We start from the raw sequence: 22,326 nt of genomic DNA on the forward strand, positions 1-22,326 counted from the left end.
CTTGTACAATAGAATCGGCTCCTCAAGGGTGGTCGCGGCTCATCCCCATAGAAAGGGGGTGAGGCCTGCGGTAACGAACGAAACACTCGGACTGCTTTTCCAGTTTGGGTTGTTCCTGGTCGCTTTAATCGGCTTGGTTGTTACCTTGACCAAAAAGAAATAGACCGCCCTTGAGTTCGCACCTCAGCGGTCTATTTCACACCAAAGTATTGAGCCGCACCCCTTTGCGGGAAGCGCCTATTGTACCGACCGTTCCGGTTGCAGCCGGGACGGTCTTTTTTTACCTTATGCTTTTCGATCTCGTTACATCTAATATTACCACAACGACTTCGGATTATAAATAATCAAGAACCCGCTCCCCGATACTTCGTGACTCCCCAGTTCCAGACCAACAGTCCAATCCCGAAGAAAACAACAGCCACTACCGGCGTCATTGCCGCATACGTGTACCAGACTTCCTTGCGCAAAAAGTAAGCCGCCGGATAAACACCCACGAAAGCAAACGGCAGCACGTAGGTGAGCACAAAGCGTATAGCCTTGTTGTACACGTCTACCGGATAGCGCCCATATTGCTGGATGTTGTAAATCATCGGGGCAATCCCTGTCCGCGAGTCGGAAAAGAAGCTAACCGCAGCAATCGCGGTATACACGCCACCGTAAATCAGTGCCCCGCTAATCGAGAGCCCGATAAAGATGAACACGTCGTACCAGTAAAACGACAAATCGAGTTGAATGGCAGCATACCCCATGATGATGATCCCCGTTATGACTCCAAAAATACGGTCAGGCGCAATCGACTCGAGGCACACCTGCGCCAGATTGTGAATCGGTCGCGTCAGGATGCGATCCATCTCTCCCCGGATGATATACCGTTCGTTGAAGTCCCAAAAACCGAAGAACATCGAGAATAACGCGTATGGAACCAAAAAGAAACCATAGATAAAGATAATCTCGTCGCGCGTCCAATCCCCCATCAGCGGGACATGGGTGAACACGACAACAATAAAGATGAGATTGATCAACTCTGAAACCAGATTGGACACAAAGTCCCCGAGAAAATCCGTTCGATAGGCAAGTCTCGTCTTGAAATACTGGCTCAGGTAGTCGGCAAAAATACTGAAAATATGTCTCATGTCTTGCATGCTCTACCCTCCTTGCACAACCAGCTTGTTGCGGGCAAGACGCCACATCACCAAGATGGGAACCAGTATGACAAACATCCAGATGACCTGAAAACCGATCAACTCCCAGGAACGTTCCGTTGTAATCGCACCTGTGAAGATCAGGCTCGGATAGTAGTTGACCGCCTGAAATGGAAGATACCCCATTACCGTTTGCGCCCAGCCTGGGAAAAAGCTGATCGGCAGCACAAGACCAGACAACAGATCCACTACGACCCGCTTGGCTCGCATCATGCCATCGTTTCGGAACAGGAAGAAAGTCAGCAAGCCTGTCACCAGATTGATTTGTGTATTGATCAAAAACGCACACATCAAGCTGATTAAATACAGTCCCCATCCAGTTGCCGTCGCCGGGAAGCTGAACGGAATGATCAGACTGATAAGGAAAATACCTGGACCCGCGAAAAAGAGAAAGCGAAAAATCCCTTCCCCAAACGCCTGCGCCGTTTTCACAGACAAGTAATTATAAGGGCGTATCATTTCAATCGCGACCTTGCCTTCTCGGACATCCTGGGCTATTTCTGTATCGATGTTATTAAAGTAAAACGCCCGCGACATCCAAGCAATCGCAACGTAGGAAGTCATCTGTTCCACCGTAAGCCCGCCCAGCTGCTGCTGGCCTCCGTAGATCGCTCCCCACAAAAAGTAGTACGCACCGATGTTGATCGCGTAGATAATGATCCCGCTGTAATAGTTCACACGATAGGCAAGCATCGTCAAAAACCTCATGCGGATGAGTTCCATATAAAGCTTACGCATGGCTTCTTACCTCTTGGTCTGAGGAATAAATGTTGCGAACGATGTCCTCTGTGCTGGTCTCCTCGATTTTCACGTCGCTGACTTCAAAGGATGACATGACTGTCGACAACACAAAGGGCAGCATTTCCTGACTCCGCGCTACTTTTACATTGAGGGTAAAATCATTAATTTGCTCGATCTCACAAGGCATCTCTCCCAATGCCTGACGGAGTGCGGCTGCTGAAGTGCGCTTTTTCATTTGGAAGGACACCTCGGTGCCATTGCCCCATTTTTCCTTGAGGTCGTTCAGCAAGCCATCGAAGATCAACTTCCCTTTGTCCATGACAAGCACGCGTTTACAGAGTGCTTCGATGTCTGACACATCGTGAGTCGTCAACAAGATCGTCATATTTTCCGTCTCGTTTAGATTGCGGAGAAACTCACGGATTTTTTGCTTAACGAGCACATCGAGTCCAACTGTCGGTTCATCGAGAAACAGCAGGCGCGGTTTATGAATCAACGAAGCAGCCACTTCACAGCGCATCCGCTGTCCAAGGCTCAGCTTGCGCACTGGCTGACTGACGAAGGGGGAAATTTCCAGCTCCTCAATCAAACGCTCCAGCCACTTTTCTCCTTCTGCTTCGTCGACCTTATAAACACTCTTCAACAGACGGAAGGATTCTATCGGAGATAAGTCCCACCAAAGCTGAGAGCGCTGCCCGAACACAACTCCGATGGATCGAACGTACTCTTCCCGCTGCTTGAAAGGAACATAGCCGTTAATGACGATTTCGCCATCGCTCGGGGTCAAGATACCGGTCAGCATCTTGATCGTGGTCGATTTTCCGGCTCCATTTTCCCCAATCAGCGCGAACATTTCCCCTTCCTCTACTGTAAAAGAAAGGTCATCCACCGCTTTTACTGTCTTGTACTCTCGACTGAACAAATCACGAAAAGCACCACCAAGGCCCGGTCTGGACTGATGGATGCGGAAATCCTTTTGTAAATGATTTACCTGAATCATGCAAAACCGTCCTTTTTTCTTCGCTTAAATACCATTTGTAGTGTATATGAGTCAATCGAATTGTGCAAAAGGCAAACTGCACCAAACTGTTATTGAAGATAAAGGATTATGCCCGTTTTGTCGTCAGACTTTTTGAAGCGGATATAGCGGATGCATTCGGGATCGTTGTTTTCCAGAGCGATGAGCTCGTCTGTATAACGTTGCAGCCCTTTATGTACGATCGGCAGCACCGTTTCTTCCCACCTTGGCTGTGCTCCACCTAAAGCTCTTGGCATGAAAAGTCCATCCGTTACCAGTACCAATGCCTTCACGCCAACTCGATTCATGCGTCCATACTCAATAAAATCCCGACAGGCAGCATCACCATTCATCACTCCGTAGCCTCCTGGTCCATTCGCCTGATAGCGGTTATGGATCAGGATGTCCATACATCGTTCGTGCAGCTCTGTTCGGGTACACAATCCTTCGTTTATTCCTTGTTCCCACTTCGCCAAGGCGGCCTGTTCCAAATGACTGACTTGCGTATGCGTCAGAGGTCTTACCATGTCATCATCATAAACGGCAAATATCATGCAATCTCCCAACTGCGCGTACTCGATATGGGTATCTCCTACATGGACGACTGCGCACGCAGCTCCCCACAATGCTTCCTTTTTCTCAAGGTCGATGCCGCTATGCCGCATCTGTTCCTGAAGAGCTTCGTTTACCGTCCCCAAATAATCGTGCAAAGCTACATCCTCCGGCATTGCTTCCAGCTGCTTTTTTACGAGTTCAGCCGCGATAGCTCCGCCTGTCTGTCCTGCTGCGCTCTCATACGGGATCAGCGATGTAATTCCGTCGATGACCGCATACACATGCTTGACCTGCTGAATCACATAGGCGTCCTCATTGCTTTTGCCGCTTCCTTTCATGGAGATGCATTCAAGTTTCATGATGACCCCGCCTTTACCCATGGAGTGATTTGCTTGAAAATTGTATCATTTTTCCTTTCCTTCATCTATAGCTCTCCGTTCATATCCAGTTGTTGAATAGCTGTGGTAAGATAATGAAGGACTTTTTCCAAAAGAGGTAGTTCCAAAAGAAAAGAGGGAATATGCATGAAACGTGAACGATCCGCGCAACTGCACGAGCAAGCACTCGACGTCATTCTAGGCGGGGTAAACAGCCCTTCCCGCTCTTTCAAGGCCGTAGGCGGGGGAGCACCCGTAACGATGGAACGTGCCCAGGGCGCGTATTTCTGGGACGTGGACGGCAATCGATATATTGACTATTTAGCAGCATATGGCCCCATCATTACTGGCCATGCACATCCACATGTGACCAAAGCAATTTGCGAAGCCGCTGCCAACGGAACCCTGTACGGTACGCCTACTCCATGGGAAATTACCTTCGCAAACATGATCCGCGAAGCAATCCCTTCGATGGAGCGCATTCGCTTCAACAACTCCGGTACAGAAGCAGTCATGACCTGCATTCGTGTAGCACGTGCCTATACCGGACGTGTCAAAATCATTAAATTCGCAGGCTGCTACCACGGCCACTCTGACTTGGTGCTCGTTGCTGCCGGCTCCGGGCCATCTACCTTGGGGATTCCGGACAGTGCAGGTATTCCACAAAGCATTGCCAGCGAAGTCATTACTGTACCTTTTAATGATATCGAAGCATTCGCAGAAGCTATGAGCAAATGGGGAAGCGAAACGGCTTGCGTCCTCGTTGAGCCGATTGTCGGCAACTTCGGTATCGTAGAACCAGAGCCTGGCTTCTTGGAAGAGGTTAATCGCATCACACACGAAGCTGGCGCACTTGTCGTCTATGATGAAGTGATTACTGCCTTCCGCTTCTGCTATGGCGGCGCACAAAACCTCCTTGGAGTCGAGCCTGATCTGACGGCATTGGGCAAAATTATCGGTGGCGGTCTGCCAATCGGAGCTTATGGCGGTCGTCGGGAAATCATGGAGCAAGTCGCCCCACTCGGACCTGCGTATCAAGCAGGAACAATGGCTGGTAATCCTGCTTCCATCCGTGCGGGAATTGCCTGCCTGGAAGTATTAAAACAGCCGGGCGTGTACGATGAATTCGAACGACTAGGCGCTATGCTTGCGAACGGAATCATCGAAGCAGCAAACAAACACGGCGTAACCATCCAGCTTAATCGTGTAAAAGGGGCATTGGCTGTTTACTTTACGGACGAGCCTGTTCATGATTATGATGCAGCTCAGAAAGCGAATGGAGAAATATTTGCTCGCTTCTTCCAGCTGATGCTGAATGAAGGTGTATGTCTGGCACCATCCAAATATGAAGCTTGGTTCGTGACGACAGCTCATACAGAAGAAGACATTCAATACACCATCGCAGCTGTAGACCGCGCCTTTTCTCAGCTGTAAACCATTCCCACGTCCTTTCGCATCCGTCCGCGGAAATAATAAGCCTGTTGGCGATTATGTTTTCGAGGAGGATATTTCGGTGTCCAAAGGTGAAAAATCATATCCGCAGGCTCCTGAAAAGACGTTGGATTCCAAAATGAGCAGTAAAATGCTCGAAGTGAAGGGCTTTCAAAACCCGCGAAAAACCGAGCATCACAAAACCCAAAATCACGACAGGTAAAAAAACCTTTATGGAGGATTGTTCAAGGAGGAGCGACCGCGTTTTAGCGGAAAGTTTTTATGCGCTCCAGAAAGTTTAAGCACTGTTGCTCGCGCGGTGATGCACGTAAGCTTTCTTACACGTAGAGTATCAAAACAGACACATTCCCACTCATGATGACAAGGAATGTGTCTGTTTTTTTCGCATGCGGCAACATTGTCAATAATGGTCAGAGATTGTACAATAAAATAGTGAAACTGTCATAGGACTTATTCGTATACATGAATATGGGACAGAATGAAGTAGTAAGGTTACATGTATGGCTTAGCAACATTTCGTTTTCATAGATTACAACGAGGAGTGAGTGTGGAATGTTTTTCCATCCTATGGATTTCCTGATTCTGATTGCATTCGGACTGTCGCTCTGGGCACAGTTCCGTGTGAAAGGAACTTTTAACAAATTCGCCGAAGTTCCTACCTCCTCCGGTCTAACCGGTGCAGAGGCCGCCCGCCGCATGCTCGATGCCAACGGCTTGACGAACGTTCCTGTTCAACATATCCCAGGTACATTGACTGACCACTACGACCCGACTGACCGTGTCGTACGCCTGTCTGATCCTGTATACTTCGGCAACTCGATTGCCTCTCTGTCCGTTGCTTGTCACGAGGTCGGCCATGCGATTCAGCACAAGGTCTCTTACCCGATGCTGGTAGCTCGCCATCGTATTTTCCCAGTAGTCAACCTGGTGTCCGGTGTGGCGCCATTGCTGCTGTTGGCAGGTTTCTTCTTTAAAATGGCTGGCCTTTTGCTCATTGGGATTATCTTCTTCTCCGGAGCAGTTGCCTTCCAGCTCGTCACACTGCCTGTCGAATTTAACGCAAGCAGCCGCGCGAAAGACCTGATGCTCAAAATGGGCTTCATCCGCAATGAGGAAGAACGTGGCGCAAGCAAAGTACTCGGTGCAGCCGCTCTGACGTACGTAGCTGCCGCTCTGATCTCTGTTCTGGAGTTGGCGAAATACATCATGATTTTCCGTAGCTCTGACGACTAATTTTTAATGGAAACTGCAAAGGTACAGCTCTCTTACACGGGAGGCTGTACCTTTTTTCATAAGGCTACGTTACAATAAGACGGGGGGTTTTTGCACATGCGAATTGGGATCATTGGATTAGGCAGTATGGGACAAATGCTGGTGAAATCACTCTGTAAAAGCGGTGTGATCCAGCCCGAGCATATTACCGTCTTCAATCGAACAAGAGAAAAGGCTGAACATCTGCAAGCATCACATGGCTTTCTCATAGCCGAAAGTGCGCAAGAGGTGTGCGACCAGGCAAAACTGGTCTTTCTCTGCACAAAGCCACTGGATATCCTGCCTATACTGCATGCGTTGTCTATCCCTGAAAGTGTACATATCGTTTCTGTAGCAGCAGGTGTTAGCATCGATGATTTGGAAACCGTCCATGCTGGTGCCGTAAGCAAGGTAATTCCTACCGTCACATCGCAAGAGCTGCACGGTGTATCTCTATTTACATGCAGCAGTCGAACAAGTGTGGAGGATCGCAATGAGCTTCTCACGCTCCTGTCCTCCATCAGTCAATCACAGGAAGTATCCGAGGTCGAGATCGAAACAGCGACGATCCTCACTAGCAGCGCCCCAGGACTGATCGCAGGGATTCTTGATTCGTTTGCGCAGGCAGCGGTTCGCAAAACACCAGAGCTTGACTTGGATACTGCGAGAAGCATGCTGGTGGAAACGATGCTGGGAACCGCTCTTTTGCTCAAAAACGAACAGCTTAGCTTCGACCAGCTCATCGAGCGTGTTGCTACCAAAGGTGGCATTACCGAGGAAGGCTTGCGTGTTCTTGACAAGACGCTTCCTTCTGGATTTGACGAGTTGTTTGCGATGACAGAATCCAAGCACGCTGCTTTGAAAATACTTGTCCAACAACAAATAAAAGCATAAATCGCGGATAGGAGAACAAGACGATGATCATCGGTTGGATTGGTTTGGGAAACATGGGTATACCAATGGCTAGCAATCTGCTGGCTGCAGGCTACGACGTACGTGTCTGGAATCGTACACCAGGCAAAGCTGCATCATTGGTCGCATTGGGTGCGAAAGTGACTGCGACTTTGTCCGAGCTGGTAGCACAAAGCGACGTTCTGTTCACCATGGTAAGCGACGATGATGCCGTAAAAGCAATCTATACGGACTCAGATGGTCTCTTGAGTCTTCCTGTGCAAGGAAAACTGGCAGTGGACATGAGTACAATTTCACCGGATACTTCCCGTTTTCTTTCCGAGCAGGCCAAACAAGCTGGGCTGCGCTTTCTTGATGCACCTGTCTCTGGTAGTGTAGGACCTGCAAAAGAAGGGAAGCTCGTGATCATGGTAGGCGGCGAGCAGGCGGATTATGAGGTAGCAAAGCCGATGCTGGACAAGCTGGGCAAAGCAGCCTTTTATTTGGGACCAAACGGCGCTGGCACATCTGCCAAGCTGGCGATCAATCTGTTGCTTGGCATTACGGTACAAGGTGTTTCTGAGACATTGCTGTTCGCTCGCTCTCTCGGTATTGGAACAGAGCAGATGCTGGACATCATTTCCGAAAGCGCCGTGGGAACCCCGTTAATCCGCGGAAAAGCAGCGTCGATCCTCGCTGACGACTATCCGGCTGCCTTTGCCCTGAAGCATATGGCCAAGGACCTTCGACTAGCGCATGAAGCAGGCGTTTCTACACCTTTGGCGGAATCCGTCAATGCCACCTATCGGCATGCACTGGAATCAGGATTGGGAGAGCTCGATTTGATGGCGATCCTGCGTCACCTTGATGGAAAATAGGTTTCCTATTTAGACTGACGCTATATAAATGAAGCAGCGGCTACCTAAGACCTGAAAATAACGGCTTAGACTGGCCGCTGTTTTTTCACATCCCACACAGAGCATACGCCTAAGTTTGACGTATATTGCATACAAAAGGAGGCGTATGCTATGCATCACCCAGATTTTCAGCCTAATCCGTGAAAGATGACAAAGCAGCCTATCATCAAAAAAGCTGCCTTACCAGTAGAAAAATCTACGGATAAGACAGCCTGTTCGTGTTAATTTACGTTAACCCCACGGTCCGTCTGCTTTTTTTGCAAGCGCAACGCCAAAAGGAAAGCGATGAGCAACAATCCAGCAGATACATCATAAACAGCCCGGACTCCCTGCCATTCAGCGATAGCCCCCATCACCAGGGCGGAAGCGCCAAAAACGAGAAAATCAATCGTCCCCTTTGCTGACATGACATAGGGCATCGCTGATTCCTCTGTCTCTTGCTGCAAAAGTGTCTGCTTGCTTACATGCACCATTTCCAAAAACGGGCCCAGCGCAAAGGAAAACAACAGTGCCACTAGCGCGTTCGTACTGCTGCCAAAACAAAAGGTAAAAAATCCGACGCCAATTGTACCGCAAATGATCCAGCGAAATAAATGGTGACGCATCCGCTCCGCATACATCAATAGTAACGCCCCACCTGCAATGGCTCCAAGCATGTAACCGGCATTGATGTAGCCCCACCATTCTTCTCCTTGTCCAAGCACATCGAGGACAAATGGCAGCATAATCGCAGCGATCCACACACCCCCGGACAAGCCGATCACAACATCCATCACGACCAGCAGTCGAAGTACAGGTACATCGCGAATGGTTTTCCATCCAGTGAGCCAGTTTGTAGTGGCCCTAGCTGCCTGTTCTTCACGCTGCTTTTCGTTTGCCGGTGCAATGCCTTTCATCACAATCGTTGCCACTACATAGGCACCCACCGTTCCCCACAGAACAACCCCCGCTCCCAGCCAAGAAACGAGTAATCCCCCTGCGGCCCAGCCAGCAAAGTGAACAGTTTGATCCGAGGCGGCAAGCAACCCATTCGCTCGCATGAGGTCTTCTCGTCCGACCAACTGCGGCACCATAGCATTGCGCGCAGGGTTTGCCCAGCCATCCATAAAGGCGATGGCTGCTCCCAATCCGAACAACAGCCAGATCCACTCTCCCTGCTCTCCTACACCGCTGCTGACAGCTATTGAGGCTACAGCCAAAAGTATCGTCTTCATGCCTTGCGACAGAACGAGCATCCCCGTCAACGACATTCGCTGAAAAACCAGCGGAGCTAACAGGCTGCTAACAGATTGCGATACCATGATGACAACAGGTATAAACGCCGTGTACATGACAGAGCCAGTTGCAGCGTACATGACCGAAATAAACGCGACAATATAAAATACATCCCCAAGGTTGGCCAATGTCTGACCCGCCCAGAGGCAAATAAAGCGTCGATGCCACATGAAGCGCACCCTCCTGTCGGTTCAGGACCAGCCTATGCATCCTGATGGAATATGAAGTTATTCACACCGACTCGCCATCACAATGGAGGTGCACCTCTTTTCGCAAAAATTACCTTTTATTCTATTCCAGAATCAGGATGCTGTACAGATTTGTTTCGGAAAAAGCTGTAGTACACCCAGCCTGCGTTAATAAACAAGAAAGCACTCGTCATGTAAAAGACTCCGCTAATGCTCACATAGCCTGCCAAAAAGCCGCCAATCATCGGTCCAAGCATGCTGCCTATACTGACAAAGCTGTTGTTATAGCCGTAAACGCGACTGACCATATGTACAGGTGTTGCTCGTCGCAGCAAAGCATTGACGGATGGAAGCAATCCTCCCAGCGACAAGCCTAGCAGAAAGCGGAGTACGACCAATTGCCATACCGTATGTACGAGACCTTGTGGAATAAAGATGATTGCAGCTGCCAAAAGCGAGAAGAAGAGCACCTTTTGCGAACCAAACCGATCTCCTAGACGTCCCAGCTGTGGCGAGGCAAAGACGTTGGCTACCCCCATGCATGCCTGGACAATACCGGCCCACAACGCTACCTTTGCCCCTTCCGAACCGAGCAACTGCGATATGTAAATCGGCAGCACAGGGATAATGCTAAACAACGCAAACTGGATCATTACGGTTACAAAAAAGAGCGCTGGGAGTTCTTTGGAAGAGAAGATCATCTGAAAATCTTCCCGTAGACTCGACCGTTCCTTTTTTTCAGGCGGAACAAAATTCTCTTTCACCGTAAACGTAATGACCAAGGTCGCCAGTAATAATACGCAACCGGTAATCACAAAAATCATCCGAAAGCCGATCTTCTCCGCAAGAACGCCGCCGAACAGCGGTCCCATAATGGTTCCGGCCGTAATAAAAGACTGAAGCAACCCTGTTGCCCAGCCAATTCGTTCTTTTGGTACAGAGGATGCTACCAATGCGGTACTGGCAGGGATGATTCCCCCTACGAGTCCATTAAGCAGACGAAGGGCCAAAAGCTGCCACAGGCTTCCCGCAAAACCGGTCATTGCCATGGTAATGGACATGAAAAATCCCGAGCGCAAAATCATGATCTTGCGCCCGTGCTTATCGGCCAAATTTCCCCAGATAGGCGAGACGAGACCCGCCGTCAAAAAGTTGGCTCCAAAAATAATCCCCGCCCAAGCCGTGACTTGATGAGGGTCTTCAATTCCGAAATCCTGCTGAATGTAAAGCGGCAAAAAAGGCATGATCATACTCATCGCCACCATGACGAAAAACAACGATCCGCAGAGCACATATAAGTTACGGCGCCATATCTCCATCGGATTCCCTCCAATCCCATCTGCTTATCCCAGTTGCAGGTCGGATGTACCTCCTAAATCTTGCACACTCCACAGACCGTAGTATACTCCCTTTCTTTCCAGCAATTGCTCGTGGGTGCCTTCCTCAACGATTTGTCCCTCTTTCATGACAATGATTTTGTCCGCATGGGTAACCGTCGAAAGTCGATGGGCCACGATGAGCGTGGTTCTTCCTTTTGTCAATCTGGACAACGACTCCTGAATCATGTGCTCTGATTCCAAGTCAAGTGCAGACGTCGCCTCATCCAGAATCAGAATACCCGGGTCACGCAGGAAAACTCGGGCAATCGCGATTCGCTGCTTTTGTCCGCCAGAGAGCTTCACGCCGCGCTCTCCCAGCTCCGTATGGTAACCATTTGGTAATTCACTGATAAAGTCATGGGCATTTGCCGCCTTCGCGGCTTCTTGCACAGCATTGTCATCTGCATCAGGATTACCCATTAAAATATTTACTTTTGCTGATTCACTAAACAAAATATTATCTTGCTGCACCATCCCGATGTGGTGACGCAAATTTTGCTGCTTCACATCGCGGATATCGATGCCATCAATCGTAATTTTTCCTTCTGTCACGTCCCAAAAACGCGGCAACAAGCTGATCAGAGAGGATTTTCCTCCGCCTGACATCCCGACAATCGCAACCGTTTCACCCGAAGAGATACTCAGATTCACATTGTTCAAGACGAGAGGGCCCTCCTCCCGATAGCGGAAGGACACGTTCTCAAATCGGATTTCTCCGCGAATGCGTTTGGTTGCAGGGTCTACAGGCAGCTCACCTGCATTTGGCTTGTCGACGATATCGTACGATTCATCGATAAACTCGAACATCCGGTCCATCGAGGCAATTGCCTGTGTCAGTACCGTACTGGAATTGACCAGACGTCTCAGCGGCGTGTACAAGCGCTCCAAATAAGCATAAAACGCAACGAGCGTCCCTACGCTCATGCTCCCGCCTATGACTTGGTACCCAGCATAGGCAATGACCAGCAGCGGTGCGATATCTGTCACCGTATTGACCACGGCGAAGGTTCGGGCGTTCCACCGCGTATGTGCCAGTGCTTTATCCAAAAACTGATTGTTCTCCTTGGCAAATTCCTTGCTCTCCTGCTTTTCTAATGCAAAGCTGCGGATGAGCGACATGCCGTTCACGCGTTCGTACAAATACCCTTGTAAATGCGCCAGTGCTGCAGAACGATCCTTTGTCAATTGACGCAAGCGCTTGTAGAAAAATTTGACAGAGATACTGTACAAAGGGAAAACGATAATCGCGACGATCGTCAGCTCAACGTCCATATAGAGCATGATCCCCATCGTCAGCGTAATCGTAATCAGATCCAGCCAGAGATTCATCAATCCCGTTTCCACGAAGCTTTTGGTGGATTCGACGTCGTTAATGACCCGAGAGATGACCTCACCCGTTTTTGTGTTGTTGTAGTAGCGCATCGACAGTCGTTGTAAATGAGAAAACAATTGATTGCGGATGTCAAACAAGATACGACTGGATACCCACTGAGCATAGTATTGCCGGATGTACTCGACAGGAGCGCGAACGACAGTAAATAACAAAATGGCGCCGAGCATCAGCCAAAATAACTGTTTCAGCTTTTCCTCTTGCGGAAGCGGGCTCGGCAGCAGGTCATCAATGACGTATTTGATAAGAAGCGGCAGAGCAAGTGGGATCGCAAACTTAATAATACCAATCAATATAGTGCCCAATATTTGTTTCCAATAGGGCAGGACATAAGCCAAATAGCGGCGTATGCTCAACCATCATACCTCCTTTGCAAACAAGGAAATCCCTCCCCCGGTCATTCGGGAAAGGGATTATTCCTCATCATCTCGCACTAAAAGATAACGCTCGTACCAACGTTGGACGAAGCCGTTTTGAAAAGGGCCACGTCGAGCGCTTACCCAATCCAGCACCTCTCGCAATGCTGTCTGCACTCTTTCCACAACAAATGGAGGATAGTTCATCTGTTTGCTATGCAAAAGAAACTCCTCTTCGTCGAGAATCGAGTACGTCATATCGGGAAACACTTTTACGTCGAGATCATAGTCTATGTAGCTTAGCAATTGTCCCTTCATGCTGAAGGGCGAACCAATGTTGCAATAATAATAAATACCGTCATCACGAATCATGGCAATGGTATTGAACCACTGGCCTCTACCAAATGTACAAATGGCCGGTTCACGCGTACGCCATTCCCGTCCGTCTGCTTCTGTCACCTTGACCCGATCATTTCCCCCAATCACCACCGCATCACTGGTATGAATCAACGTAGATTTGTCCCATATGCGGTGCAACGAATGGTCATGTTTATAACTTTCTATGCGGATATTGGAGCCCGGAGTTGGTGACATGACTCTCCCCTTTCTTCTCTTCTCTATTTGAATGGGGACAAGCCTCCTTTAAGAAGAGAGCTTTTTGGAAAGTGTAACATATTTTTGTACTTCATAGCCAAGTGAAAGGTAAAACGGAAGGACTTCCGGATTTGATTGATTGACCATGATCAAGACGTTATTGACACCTCGTTGCTTGAAACGCTTTTCAATTGCTTCAACGAGTTCGCGACCAATACCTGAGCCTTGCATCTCTGGAAGTACAGCCAATCGGTAGAAATAGGCACGTGCTCCGTCGATCGTGCCAACCACGACCCCTACCACTTTGCCTTCAATTTCTGCAACCATTACCAGATCGCTGTCCCAAGCCAAATGCTGGGCCAAATCGTTCAATGACTCTTTGTCCGATTGGTCCAACCCCGTCTCCTGCCAAATACGTGTGATAGCCGAATAGTCACCGAGTCGAAACGGACGAATCAGCATGTGTTGCCTCCTTCGTAACCTTCTTCCTCTATTGTACAACACACGGACAACTTTGTCTTGTGTCGCCACACCACAAAGTCTCCAACTCCATACTCCATCTACAATAAATAATTATGTCAAAAGAGAAATACCGCCGTCTACAATCAATGTTTGTCCGCGAACCATCCACGCTTTGTCGGAAAGCAAGAACATCACAGCATTAGCCAAATCTTCCGGCTCTACAATGCGTCCTGCTGGCGTACGCTCTGCTGAGCTGCCGAGCAATTCTTCACGATTCGGGAAATGTTTGAGTGCATCCGTATCCACCGCTCCGCCAGATACAGCGTTTACTACAATATTATGCGGTGCGAGCTCGACTGCCAAATAACGAGTAATTGCCTCTACAGCTGCCTTCGATACACCAACCGCTGTATAGTTGTCGAGAACGCGAATGGACCCTAGGCTGGACAAGCTCACGATTTTTCCGCCGTTGCCACCCTTGATCATTAGTTTTGCCGCTTCTTGCGCACAGAACAGCAGCGCCTTGCTGTTAATTTCCATGGTCCAGTCCCAATGGCTTTCTTCCAGTTCCATCAGCGGACGCAGTACACCCGATGCCGCATTGTTCACAAATACATCCAAGCGACCGAATTCCTGGTCAATTTCTGCGAACAATTCTTTGATTTTTGCTACATCCCCTACATTGGCTTTGATCAGATGGACACGAGCGCCCTTTGCTTCCAGCTCTGCTGCCGCTTCTCTAGCCGCAGTGCGGTTACGCAAATAGTTCAGCACCAGGTCATAGCCCTGTTCCGCCAATTGAAGAGCAATCGCTTTTCCGATTCCTCGCGTCCCGCCAGTAACCAGTGCTACTTTTTTCGTTGTATTCATAAAAAGATTACCTCCCAGCCTGACCAACTATTAATAGCAGGTACTAATATGTAAAAATCACTTATTCATTATACAACTCCACCTGCGCTTTTTCTACCTACGGAAAAAAATCTGGGCATGACTTGATCCTCTCAACTATAGCCATACTAAGCTCGCGGTATCAGGCAAACACTACCACATAAGGAGGAATGGCAGGATGTACATAGGTCGGGAATTGTCCGAATTAACCATGGTGCCAATAGCTGATTGGGAAATGAATGAGCTGCTTTATTACCATCATAGTTTTTCACAATTGGCAGCTTACCTCAGTGCAGAAGGAGCTTCTCTTCACGTCAAAGTCATCCATGAGCTTGAATCCCGTGGGCCAGTGAATGGAGACAGCGGGGGATGGGATCATTCCTCGTCACCTATTTACGATTAAGTAAAAAACCCGGCTGCTCGTGTATGTAAACACGGCGCCGGGCTAATTTTTAGATACGGAATTTGCCGATCTGGTTTTGCAATTCCTCCGCGAGTTGTTCGAGAGAAACCGCTGAGGAAGCGATCTCTTCCATAGAGGCTAGCTGCTCTTCCGCAGCTGCGGATACACTTCGTGTTCCATCAGACGCTTGCAGTGTCACTTCGGAAATATGACCAATGATCTCAACCACTTGCTGTGCCCTCGTAGAGAAATCACGTGTCGCTTCAGATACCTGACCGATTTTCTCTGCTACTTCATTGACGGCTGATTGAATTTGTTCGAAGGACTGACCTGCTTCGTTCACTTTTTCAATACCTTCCGTGACTTCACGCTTGCTCTGATCCATAACAAGGACAGCATGGCTTGTCTCCGTTTGAATCGCGGTGATCAGCTGACTAATTTGCTGTGCCGAGCTTGCGGATTGCTCTGCCAGCTTGCGTACCTCATCAGCCACCACAGCAAAGCCTCGTCCATACTCCCCTGCTCGAGCCGCTTCAATGGCCGCATTTAGTGCGAGCAGGTTGGTTTGATTTGCGATGGCAGTGATCACATCCACAATGTTTCCGATTTCTTGGGAACGCGTACCCAGATTATCCACAACTTTTGCCAGACTGTGAATCGATTCGCTGGATGCATTCATTTGCAGCACAGCCGATTGAATGGATTTGTTTCCGGTTACTGCCAAGTCTGACGATTCCCGGGCTGCGGTGAATACGTTTTGTGTATGCTCTGCGATCTGACCAAGTCTTGCCGACATTTGCTCGACTGCTGCGTTACCCTCTTGCGTATGGGAGACTTGCTGCTCGGTTCCCTCCGCCATTTCTTGCATGGTCTCTGCAATCTGTTCTGTCGCTTTGCTTGTCTGATCCGCACTTGCTGCGAGCTGCTCTGCCGAAGAAGCCAGCTGCTGGACAGAATCATTCACAGAATGGAGCAAGGAACGAAGAGATTCCGCCATATGGTTAAACGCTTTGCCCAATGTACCCAGCTCATCGTCACTTCGTATATCTACTTGTTGTGTCACATCCCCTTGGCTCATTTTGTCAGCTGCTTCTGTCAACATGCGCAGAGGACGGAGTAAGGATCGCAAAATCACGTAAATGACTCCGCCAGCTACCACCAGTGCAGCAATTATAATCACGAGCATCGTGTAAAAAATCGGATTTGCTGCTTCTGCTGCTTCGCTTTCATACATCACGCCAACCAGCTTCCAACCCGTGTTCTCATTCGTAGTAAATACGGCTTGGACGGGATTTCCTTCGTACTGAAATTGTAATCGACCTGATTCTTTTGCATATACAGTATCCACCCAGGACTCTGCAACCTCAACGCCAGCCTCCCCATTTGGATTGACTAGCATTTTTCGGTTTTTATCCAAAATCGCCATAAATCCTTGGGTACCGATTTTCGCTTGCTTGACCGTCGCGTCCAGCGCTGTCAGTTGAATATCAATTCCATAAACACCGGACTGATCAGGCAATGCCATTGCCATTCCCACCACGAGTTTGCCGGTAATGGCATCTATGTACGGGTCCACAATGATGGTCTTCCCTGGCTGCTTCATGGCTGCTATGTACCAATCTCTCTTTCGCGGGTCGAATCCGTCCGGGAGCTTGGAATCGGTTGCGGTCATCATGCCGCCATTCTCGTCTCCGATATACGCTTCACTCACTTCCGAGTTTAAAGCGAGAAAACGCTGCAATTTCTTTTTGGTGATCATCCTGTTCTCTTCCTGTATGTCTTTGCGTACAATATCAGCAGCGATCCACCCCACATTCCTTGATTGCTCCATCAGTGTCCGATTCAAAAGCGCGTCTACCAATCGAACATTTTCAGAGGCAGTCGTAAGCAATTCATTTGACAACTCTGTCTTGGCACTCTGATAAGAGAGCATCCCGAGCAAAAGCATGGGAACCACTAATATCGTGGAAAATGTAGCGATTAGCTTGGATTTCACAGTGAGTCTGGGGGTTTTCATTCGCTAGCATCACCTTTCTGCGTATCATGTCCTATATTGATACCCGCTATATGTTTCATTGTAAACCTTCCTTTGCCCACCGAGCTACACATTCATTTATTATTTATTATTTTTTATTATATTCAGAATATACTTTCTTCTAGAAATAGGTAAAAAATCGCTTTACAACAAGAAAAAAATGCCATATTCTAAGAGTACGTTCCACCCACTACTACTACGGAAAGAAAGGAGGCAGCACCATGATGATGATAGCAATGAATGCAAATCCAGCTCTATTCGATCGTCTTGTGGATGTTCCAACTAAATATAGCAGCGCCTCCTGGGTCGACGAATTCCAGTAGTATTCGTACTCTTCAACATTTCCATTTCGTCTATTACCGACCACAGGCGTTGTTGCTTGTGGTCTTTCTATGCCCTTCAAAACGGCATGTCCGTTTTTGTTGCCAGAAGACCGCAGGCTTTCGCCCGTGGTCTTTTTCTTTCTCACCAGTTAACATTTTCCACCTTGAAAGGGGGTGATTGGTAATGGTACTGAACTTTTTGCTTTTCACAGTCAAGATTGAACGCAATAAGGAACAAGCAGAGAAACTTTTCGCAGAATCTGCTCGCTGTCGCTACCTCGAAGAACGCGCAGAAGAACATGCTTTTGAAGCAGCACAATTTGTGAGCCGCATTTAATGAACACCACTACTTGACCACAGGAGGGATTTTGGTATGAAAAACAAACAACGGCGTCAGATGATGAGGTTTACAGGAGTCAAAGCGATAGATGGCAGCTGACTGCAACAAACTAACGGGATGGGAGGGATACACTCATGTACATTCCAATGATTTTCTTCACAGTCATTATTGAGAAACGGAAATTGACACCAAAGCAAATTGAAGCGAAATACATGCAAGAGCAAGCACTGAAACGTATGGAAGAACAAAAGCATCAGATCGTTACACAATTTCCTGAGTTTTTGATTCGATAACACGAAACAGTTTCACAAGGATCATGTCTGCGGGGGCATGATCTTTTTATTTTCCGATTGGTGGGATATCTCCCGGCTTGCGTTACATCGGTCTGATGAAATAAACAAATAAAGCTGCCGAGAAATGCTTGCTCGACAGCTTTGCCTAATCGTTATTTTTGTCCCAACAGCTCGCGAATTTTTTGATGCGCCATCGGGATGGTGTAAGCATTCAATTCCTCCCAAGCTACGTATCTTGCATGAGCGGGGAGCTCTTCCCCTTCGATCCAGTCACAGGACCATACTTGCATGTTCCACTGCAAATGGGAGAAGACGTGCTGAACCGTACCTAGCGGCTGCATGACTTCTACATCGATTCCGAATCTTTCACGCAAACCAACTGCAAGTGCCTCCTGCTTGGCAGCATCACTTTCCTGTTCGGTTTCAACAGTAGGGAATTCCCACATGCCGGCGAGAAGCCCTTGATCGGGACGCTTGTTCATCAAGACTTTGCCATCGCGAATGATAATGCCTACTTGCAGTTCAACAGGACGTGGAGGTTTGGCTTTGCCTTTTACCGGCAGCTCTTCTGCCACTCCCTCCTGACGCGCGATACAGTAGTCAAATACCGGACAGGTCAAGCATTGCGGAGTGCGCGGCACACAGACCATCGCTCCCAGCTCCATTAAAGCCTGATTGAAATCCCCCGCTCTTCCCTCAGGAATGACTTGGCGTACAAGATGCTCGATTTTGATTCTTGTGGCAGGCTTGGCAATGTCATCCGTTAAATACAGCAGGCGTGAAAAAACACGCATAACATTTCCATCCACAGCCGGCTCCGCCTTTTCATAGGCAATGCTAAGAATGGCACCTGCTGTATACGGTCCGACACCTTTTAGTGTAGCGATCTCTTCTGGTGTATCCGGCACAACTCCTCCATAGCGAACCGTTACCTCGCGCGCTGCGGCTTGAAGATTGCGGGCGCGGGAGTAATAACCGAGTCCTTCCCACGCTTTTAAGACATCATCCTCGGGGGCTCTCGCTAAATCACTCACCGTTGGAAATTTCTCCATGAAATTCGCATAATAAGGTTTAACGGTCTCTACGCGTGTTTGCTGAAGCATGATCTCCGATACCCAGATGCGATATGGATCTTTGTTGATCCGCCAAGGCAAATCACGCTTTTGTGAGTCGTACCAGGCCAGCAAATCCTGGGCAAAGCCAAACACATGAAATTGTTCAGGAAGTGTATATTTCAAGCTTTCTTTTTTTCTTGCCATTTCCTTTTATTCTACTCCTTTTCAACCCAGTTCCACGGGACGAAACGCCCACACATGGAGTTTCGTAGCTCCGCCGGAAATACAGTCGCAAAAGTCTTGGTCTGCCAATCGGTTTGCCTTGATATCTTCGTATATTTGAACAGTCTCGACCTCAAACGTTTCGACGAACAGACCGGGCTGATCCAAGCCCTCCATTAAGCGATACTGATGTGCACCCAGCGCTTCCATTCGCTCAGCCATCGAGGCGAGCAATTGTAGAGCATGACTTCGTTTTTCAGTATCCAGCTTGTATTCAATGAAAACCGTTAGCATGCGACATGTTCCTCCTTCAACGATTCAACGCTTTCATCATACCCTTACCACCCCGTGCGAACAAGCACACAAATATTTTCAGAACGGGCGGGAATTAACCGTTGGCAAACGCTATAATAAACAATAAAAGTGGAAGGAAGGGAGGAAGACAACGATTCCATGGATACAGCCACACATTTTGCCATGGGCTTTGGATTGGCCGGACTCGCCTATCTTGATCCTGTCGTAGCTTCTACTCCGTCACTTGCAGTGGCCGTCATGATTGGTACGGTCATTGGCTCGCAGGCACCTGATTTGGATGGCTTAGTCCGACTTCGTGGTACCGCTGCCTACATTCGCAACCACCGAGGCGTATCTCACTCGGTTCCCGCTTTATTTCTCTGGACTGGAGCCATTTTTGTTCTCATCCAGGCCATAATGCCACAGCCCCATTGGCTGCATTTGCTCGGCTGGATATTCCTGGCCGTTTGTTTACACGTCTTTGTTGACTTGTTCAATTCCTATGGCACAAAGGGCCTGTACCCGTTTCGCGACAAATGGGTGGCGCTCAACGCCATTTTCATTTTCGATCCGTTCATTTTCGCTGCTCATCTCGTTGGCTTTATGCTATGGGCAGCAGGCGCGCACCCCGGACACGTCTTTTTATGGATATACGTGATCATTGCCGGATACTACTACTGGCGTTGTCAGGTGCAAAGACGTACGACGGAGCTGGTTCGCCAGCGAATCGGCAAAGCTGGTACCTTCACCATCATTCCTACTCTTTCCTGGACGTATTGGACCTTCGTCGCCAAGACAGAGCACCATTGGTATGTAGGTGAAGTCATCTCAGGGGACGTCGTCGTCTTGGACACCTTCTCCATCAAACCGGAAAATGAGCGGATTGCGGCAGCCAAGAAAAGTTACAAAGTCCAGTCCTTTCTAGCTTTTACCCATCATGTGCATGTAGAAACAAAGGAGCGTTCCTTTGGCTATGAAGTCAAATGGATTGATCTGCGCTACCGCTCTCGTTTTCAAGGGAAAAGTCACTACATGTTCGTCGCTGTGGTCTACCTCGATTTTGATCTGACCATCCGCGATTCCTTCGTCGGTTGGATCCACCGTGGAGAAGAACAGCTTACCAAAAAATTGGATTCAAAACGCTCGTAATAAGACTAGACTGCCGCCCCTGCCAATAGAGGGCGGTTATTTTTTGCAATCTGACCCGTTCATTTTTGCCGAAATTGCACCTTTTCTCCTAGTCAAATACCAACTACGATCAAAATAACAACGACAGACTGGGGGACTCGACATGATACCAATTCGTTATTCCAAGCGTACCATTACTGATCAGGAGCAAATTAACCAGTTTTTGCAAGTAGCAAAGGTCGGCCATCTCGGCTTGTCCAATGAAATCGAGCCGTACATCCTGCCTTTGAATTTTGCTTGGTGGAATGGCTGTATTTATTTTCACGGCGCGGATTCTGGCAGAAAAATCGAAATGATCAATGGCAACAACCGCGTATGTTTCAGTGTCTGCGAGGAATACGGCACAATCGCCTCACCTGTGCCTGCCCATATCGATACGGCTTACATGAGTGTGTTTATCGCCGGAACCATTGAGCGGGTTTCTGAACCCGAGGAGATGCGCGATGCGATGCAATCCATGATCGACAAGTACGTACCTGGCTACTATTCAGAGCCGTTGCCTTTGCAGCATGTCATCAAGTATCGTTCTTCGATGGGCAGTACAACCGCCATCTTCCGGATTACGCCTACCGTGCTGACTGCCAAAGGCAATCCACTCTCCGAAGAGAAACAGTTCTACCCTGGAAGAAAAGTGGAGATGGATGTATAGCAGCCGAAAGCAGAAAAAAGACACGCCCGTTGTCAGAGGCGTGTCTTTTTGTTGGATGATTATTCAGCTTACAAAGAGAATGGAGCGCTCATTCCTGCCGAAATCGCGAGTCGGTTCCAGCTGTTGATGGTATTGATCGCCATAATCAGTGCGACATACTGGTTTTCGTCAAAATGCTCGCGGACTTGCTGGTAGAGCTCTTCAGGAACACCGTTAGCTGTAATAACAGTGACAGCCTCAGTGAGAGCAAGGACGGCCCTCTCTGCCTCAGTGTAAACCGCGGATTCTCTCCAAACGCTGAGCAAGTAAATGCGTTGCTCTGTCTCACCGAGCTTGCGCGCATCCTGTGTATGCATATCCAAGCAAAAAGCGCAGCCGTTGATTTGCGAAGCACGAATTTTGATCAGCTCAATCAGTTTTTTGTCCAAACCGCTTTCATTCACGAATTTTTCCAGCTTGAGCATGGTTTGATACGCTTCAGGATTAACTGCATGATGATTCAATCTAGCTTTCATGATTCATCTGTCCTCTCCACTCGAATTTGGTTTTCAACCTCAAAGACGAGTGAAGTTTTGATCTTGTGACAAA

General features: G+C 48.5%; 26 protein-coding genes. 11 read left to right on the forward strand and 15 right to left on the reverse strand.

Going from position 1 to position 22,326, the window contains the following annotated elements:
- Nucleotides 1-58 precede the first annotated feature (58 nt).
- Entirely contained in the window at nucleotides 59-163 is a 105-nt protein-coding gene (locus tag C7R91_RS29935; RefSeq protein WP_219907876.1) for a putative holin-like toxin, read from the forward strand.
- A gap of 181 nt (nucleotides 164-344) precedes the next feature.
- Here C7R91_RS29935 and C7R91_RS03295 read toward each other — a convergent pair whose 3' ends face one another.
- The 4 genes from C7R91_RS03295 to C7R91_RS03310 form a co-directional block, all read right to left on the reverse strand.
- Complete coding sequence (locus C7R91_RS03295) at nucleotides 345-1,142, reverse strand: ABC transporter permease (RefSeq protein WP_047073724.1); 798 nt, start codon at nucleotides 1,140-1,142, stop codon at nucleotides 345-347.
- Between the two features lie 3 nt (nucleotides 1,143-1,145).
- Nucleotides 1,146-1,940, reverse strand: coding sequence for an ABC transporter permease (locus C7R91_RS03300; protein WP_007729824.1), 795 nt, complete (start codon nucleotides 1,938-1,940; stop codon nucleotides 1,146-1,148).
- Nucleotides 1,933-2,943, reverse strand: a complete 1,011-nt coding sequence (locus C7R91_RS03305; RefSeq protein ID WP_047073723.1) for an ABC transporter ATP-binding protein — start codon at nucleotides 2,941-2,943, stop codon at nucleotides 1,933-1,935. The genes C7R91_RS03300 and C7R91_RS03305 overlap by 8 nt, the downstream gene beginning before the upstream one ends.
- Nucleotides 2,944-3,032: 89 nt before the next feature.
- Entirely contained in the window at nucleotides 3,033-3,875 is an 843-nt protein-coding gene (locus C7R91_RS03310; RefSeq protein WP_047073772.1) for a protein phosphatase 2C domain-containing protein, read from the reverse strand.
- A gap of 165 nt (nucleotides 3,876-4,040) precedes the next feature.
- Here C7R91_RS03310 and C7R91_RS03315 point away from each other — a divergent pair, with 165 nt between their 5' ends.
- The 5 genes from C7R91_RS03315 to C7R91_RS03330 all read left to right on the forward strand — a co-directional run bounded on the left by C7R91_RS03315 (nucleotide 4,041) and on the right by C7R91_RS03330 (nucleotide 8,365).
- Nucleotides 4,041-5,327 (forward strand): glutamate-1-semialdehyde 2,1-aminomutase, encoded by a 1,287-nt coding sequence (locus C7R91_RS03315; protein WP_047073722.1) that lies wholly within the window; start codon nucleotides 4,041-4,043, stop codon nucleotides 5,325-5,327.
- Nucleotides 5,328-5,406: 79 nt separating this feature from the next.
- Complete coding sequence (locus tag C7R91_RS29250; RefSeq protein ID WP_162837772.1) at nucleotides 5,407-5,547, forward strand: hypothetical protein; 141 nt, start codon at nucleotides 5,407-5,409, stop codon at nucleotides 5,545-5,547.
- A 350-nt stretch (nucleotides 5,548-5,897) separates the two neighbouring features.
- A complete protein-coding gene (locus C7R91_RS03320; RefSeq protein ID WP_047073720.1) occupies nucleotides 5,898-6,578 on the forward strand; it encodes a zinc metallopeptidase in 681 nt (226 codons plus the stop codon).
- A gap of 96 nt (nucleotides 6,579-6,674) precedes the next feature.
- A complete protein-coding gene (locus C7R91_RS03325) occupies nucleotides 6,675-7,490 on the forward strand; it encodes a pyrroline-5-carboxylate reductase family protein (protein WP_047073718.1) in 816 nt (271 codons plus the stop codon).
- A gap of 23 nt (nucleotides 7,491-7,513) precedes the next feature.
- The gene (locus tag C7R91_RS03330) at nucleotides 7,514-8,365 is read left to right on the forward strand and encodes an NAD(P)-dependent oxidoreductase (protein ID WP_047073717.1); all 852 of its coding nucleotides are present in this window, start codon (nucleotides 7,514-7,516) and stop codon (nucleotides 8,363-8,365) included.
- Nucleotides 8,366-8,625: 260 nt separating this feature from the next.
- On the opposite strand, the gene C7R91_RS03335 is transcribed toward C7R91_RS03330, so the two are convergent.
- The 6 genes from C7R91_RS03335 to fabL form a co-directional block, all read right to left on the reverse strand.
- Complete coding sequence (locus C7R91_RS03335) at nucleotides 8,626-9,849, reverse strand: MFS transporter (protein ID WP_047073716.1); 1,224 nt, start codon at nucleotides 9,847-9,849, stop codon at nucleotides 8,626-8,628.
- Nucleotides 9,850-9,965: 116 nt separating this feature from the next.
- The gene (locus C7R91_RS03340; protein WP_047073713.1) at nucleotides 9,966-11,186 is read right to left on the reverse strand and encodes an MFS transporter; all 1,221 of its coding nucleotides are present in this window, start codon (nucleotides 11,184-11,186) and stop codon (nucleotides 9,966-9,968) included.
- Between the two features lie 24 nt (nucleotides 11,187-11,210).
- Nucleotides 11,211-12,992 (reverse strand): ABC transporter ATP-binding protein, encoded by a 1,782-nt coding sequence (locus tag C7R91_RS03345; RefSeq protein WP_047073711.1) that lies wholly within the window; start codon nucleotides 12,990-12,992, stop codon nucleotides 11,211-11,213.
- Between the two features lie 57 nt (nucleotides 12,993-13,049).
- Nucleotides 13,050-13,586 carry a DUF402 domain-containing protein gene (locus tag C7R91_RS03350; RefSeq protein ID WP_007729805.1) on the reverse strand — a complete coding sequence of 179 codons (537 nt, stop codon included), beginning with the start codon at nucleotides 13,584-13,586 and terminating at the stop codon, nucleotides 13,050-13,052.
- A 48-nt stretch (nucleotides 13,587-13,634) separates the two neighbouring features.
- Nucleotides 13,635-14,048, reverse strand: coding sequence for a GNAT family N-acetyltransferase (locus C7R91_RS03355; RefSeq protein WP_007729804.1), 414 nt, complete (start codon nucleotides 14,046-14,048; stop codon nucleotides 13,635-13,637).
- A gap of 111 nt (nucleotides 14,049-14,159) precedes the next feature.
- Nucleotides 14,160-14,918, reverse strand: a complete 759-nt coding sequence (fabL, locus tag C7R91_RS03360) for an enoyl-[acyl-carrier-protein] reductase FabL (protein WP_012684763.1) — start codon at nucleotides 14,916-14,918, stop codon at nucleotides 14,160-14,162.
- 196 nt (nucleotides 14,919-15,114) lie between these two features.
- On the opposite strand from fabL, the gene yfhS reads away from it, so the two are divergent.
- The gene (yfhS, locus tag C7R91_RS03365; RefSeq protein ID WP_047073709.1) at nucleotides 15,115-15,339 is read left to right on the forward strand and encodes a mother cell protein YfhS; all 225 of its coding nucleotides are present in this window, start codon (nucleotides 15,115-15,117) and stop codon (nucleotides 15,337-15,339) included.
- 49 nt (nucleotides 15,340-15,388) lie between these two features.
- Here the strand turns inward: yfhS and C7R91_RS03370 are convergent, their stop codons facing one another.
- The gene (locus tag C7R91_RS03370; RefSeq protein ID WP_047073707.1) at nucleotides 15,389-17,356 is read right to left on the reverse strand and encodes a methyl-accepting chemotaxis protein; all 1,968 of its coding nucleotides are present in this window, start codon (nucleotides 17,354-17,356) and stop codon (nucleotides 15,389-15,391) included.
- A gap of 214 nt (nucleotides 17,357-17,570) precedes the next feature.
- The gene (locus C7R91_RS29255; protein ID WP_162489000.1) at nucleotides 17,571-17,843 is read right to left on the reverse strand and encodes a hypothetical protein; all 273 of its coding nucleotides are present in this window, start codon (nucleotides 17,841-17,843) and stop codon (nucleotides 17,571-17,573) included.
- A gap of 38 nt (nucleotides 17,844-17,881) precedes the next feature.
- Between C7R91_RS29255 and C7R91_RS29260 the strand changes: the two genes are divergently transcribed.
- Both C7R91_RS29260 and C7R91_RS03375 read left to right on the forward strand, forming a co-directional pair.
- Nucleotides 17,882-18,034 carry a hypothetical protein gene (locus C7R91_RS29260; protein ID WP_012684760.1) on the forward strand — a complete coding sequence of 51 codons (153 nt, stop codon included), beginning with the start codon at nucleotides 17,882-17,884 and terminating at the stop codon, nucleotides 18,032-18,034.
- Between the two features lie 137 nt (nucleotides 18,035-18,171).
- Nucleotides 18,172-18,330 (forward strand): YrzI family protein, encoded by a 159-nt coding sequence (locus C7R91_RS03375; RefSeq protein ID WP_106778435.1) that lies wholly within the window; start codon nucleotides 18,172-18,174, stop codon nucleotides 18,328-18,330.
- A gap of 152 nt (nucleotides 18,331-18,482) precedes the next feature.
- Here C7R91_RS03375 and mutY read toward each other — a convergent pair whose 3' ends face one another.
- Nucleotides 18,483-19,589, reverse strand: coding sequence for an A/G-specific adenine glycosylase (gene mutY / locus C7R91_RS03380; RefSeq protein WP_047073705.1), 1,107 nt, complete (start codon nucleotides 19,587-19,589; stop codon nucleotides 18,483-18,485).
- Nucleotides 19,590-19,610: 21 nt separating this feature from the next.
- Entirely contained in the window at nucleotides 19,611-19,901 is a 291-nt protein-coding gene (locus tag C7R91_RS03385; RefSeq protein WP_047073703.1) for an MFS transporter, read from the reverse strand.
- Between the two features lie 159 nt (nucleotides 19,902-20,060).
- Here C7R91_RS03385 and C7R91_RS03390 point away from each other — a divergent pair, with 159 nt between their 5' ends.
- Together C7R91_RS03390 and C7R91_RS03395 are read left to right on the forward strand one after the other, a co-directional pair.
- A complete protein-coding gene (locus C7R91_RS03390; protein ID WP_047073702.1) occupies nucleotides 20,061-21,050 on the forward strand; it encodes a metal-dependent hydrolase in 990 nt (329 codons plus the stop codon).
- A gap of 142 nt (nucleotides 21,051-21,192) precedes the next feature.
- Nucleotides 21,193-21,738 (forward strand): pyridoxamine 5'-phosphate oxidase family protein, encoded by a 546-nt coding sequence (locus C7R91_RS03395; RefSeq protein WP_047073700.1) that lies wholly within the window; start codon nucleotides 21,193-21,195, stop codon nucleotides 21,736-21,738.
- 68 nt (nucleotides 21,739-21,806) lie between these two features.
- Here C7R91_RS03395 and C7R91_RS03400 read toward each other — a convergent pair whose 3' ends face one another.
- Nucleotides 21,807-22,253, reverse strand: coding sequence for a carboxymuconolactone decarboxylase family protein (locus C7R91_RS03400; RefSeq protein ID WP_047073698.1), 447 nt, complete (start codon nucleotides 22,251-22,253; stop codon nucleotides 21,807-21,809).
- Nucleotides 22,254-22,326 lie beyond the last annotated feature (73 nt).

This window comes from Brevibacillus formosus, from assembly GCF_003013405.1.
GTDB classification, from domain to species: domain Bacteria; phylum Bacillota; class Bacilli; order Brevibacillales; family Brevibacillaceae; genus Brevibacillus; species Brevibacillus formosus.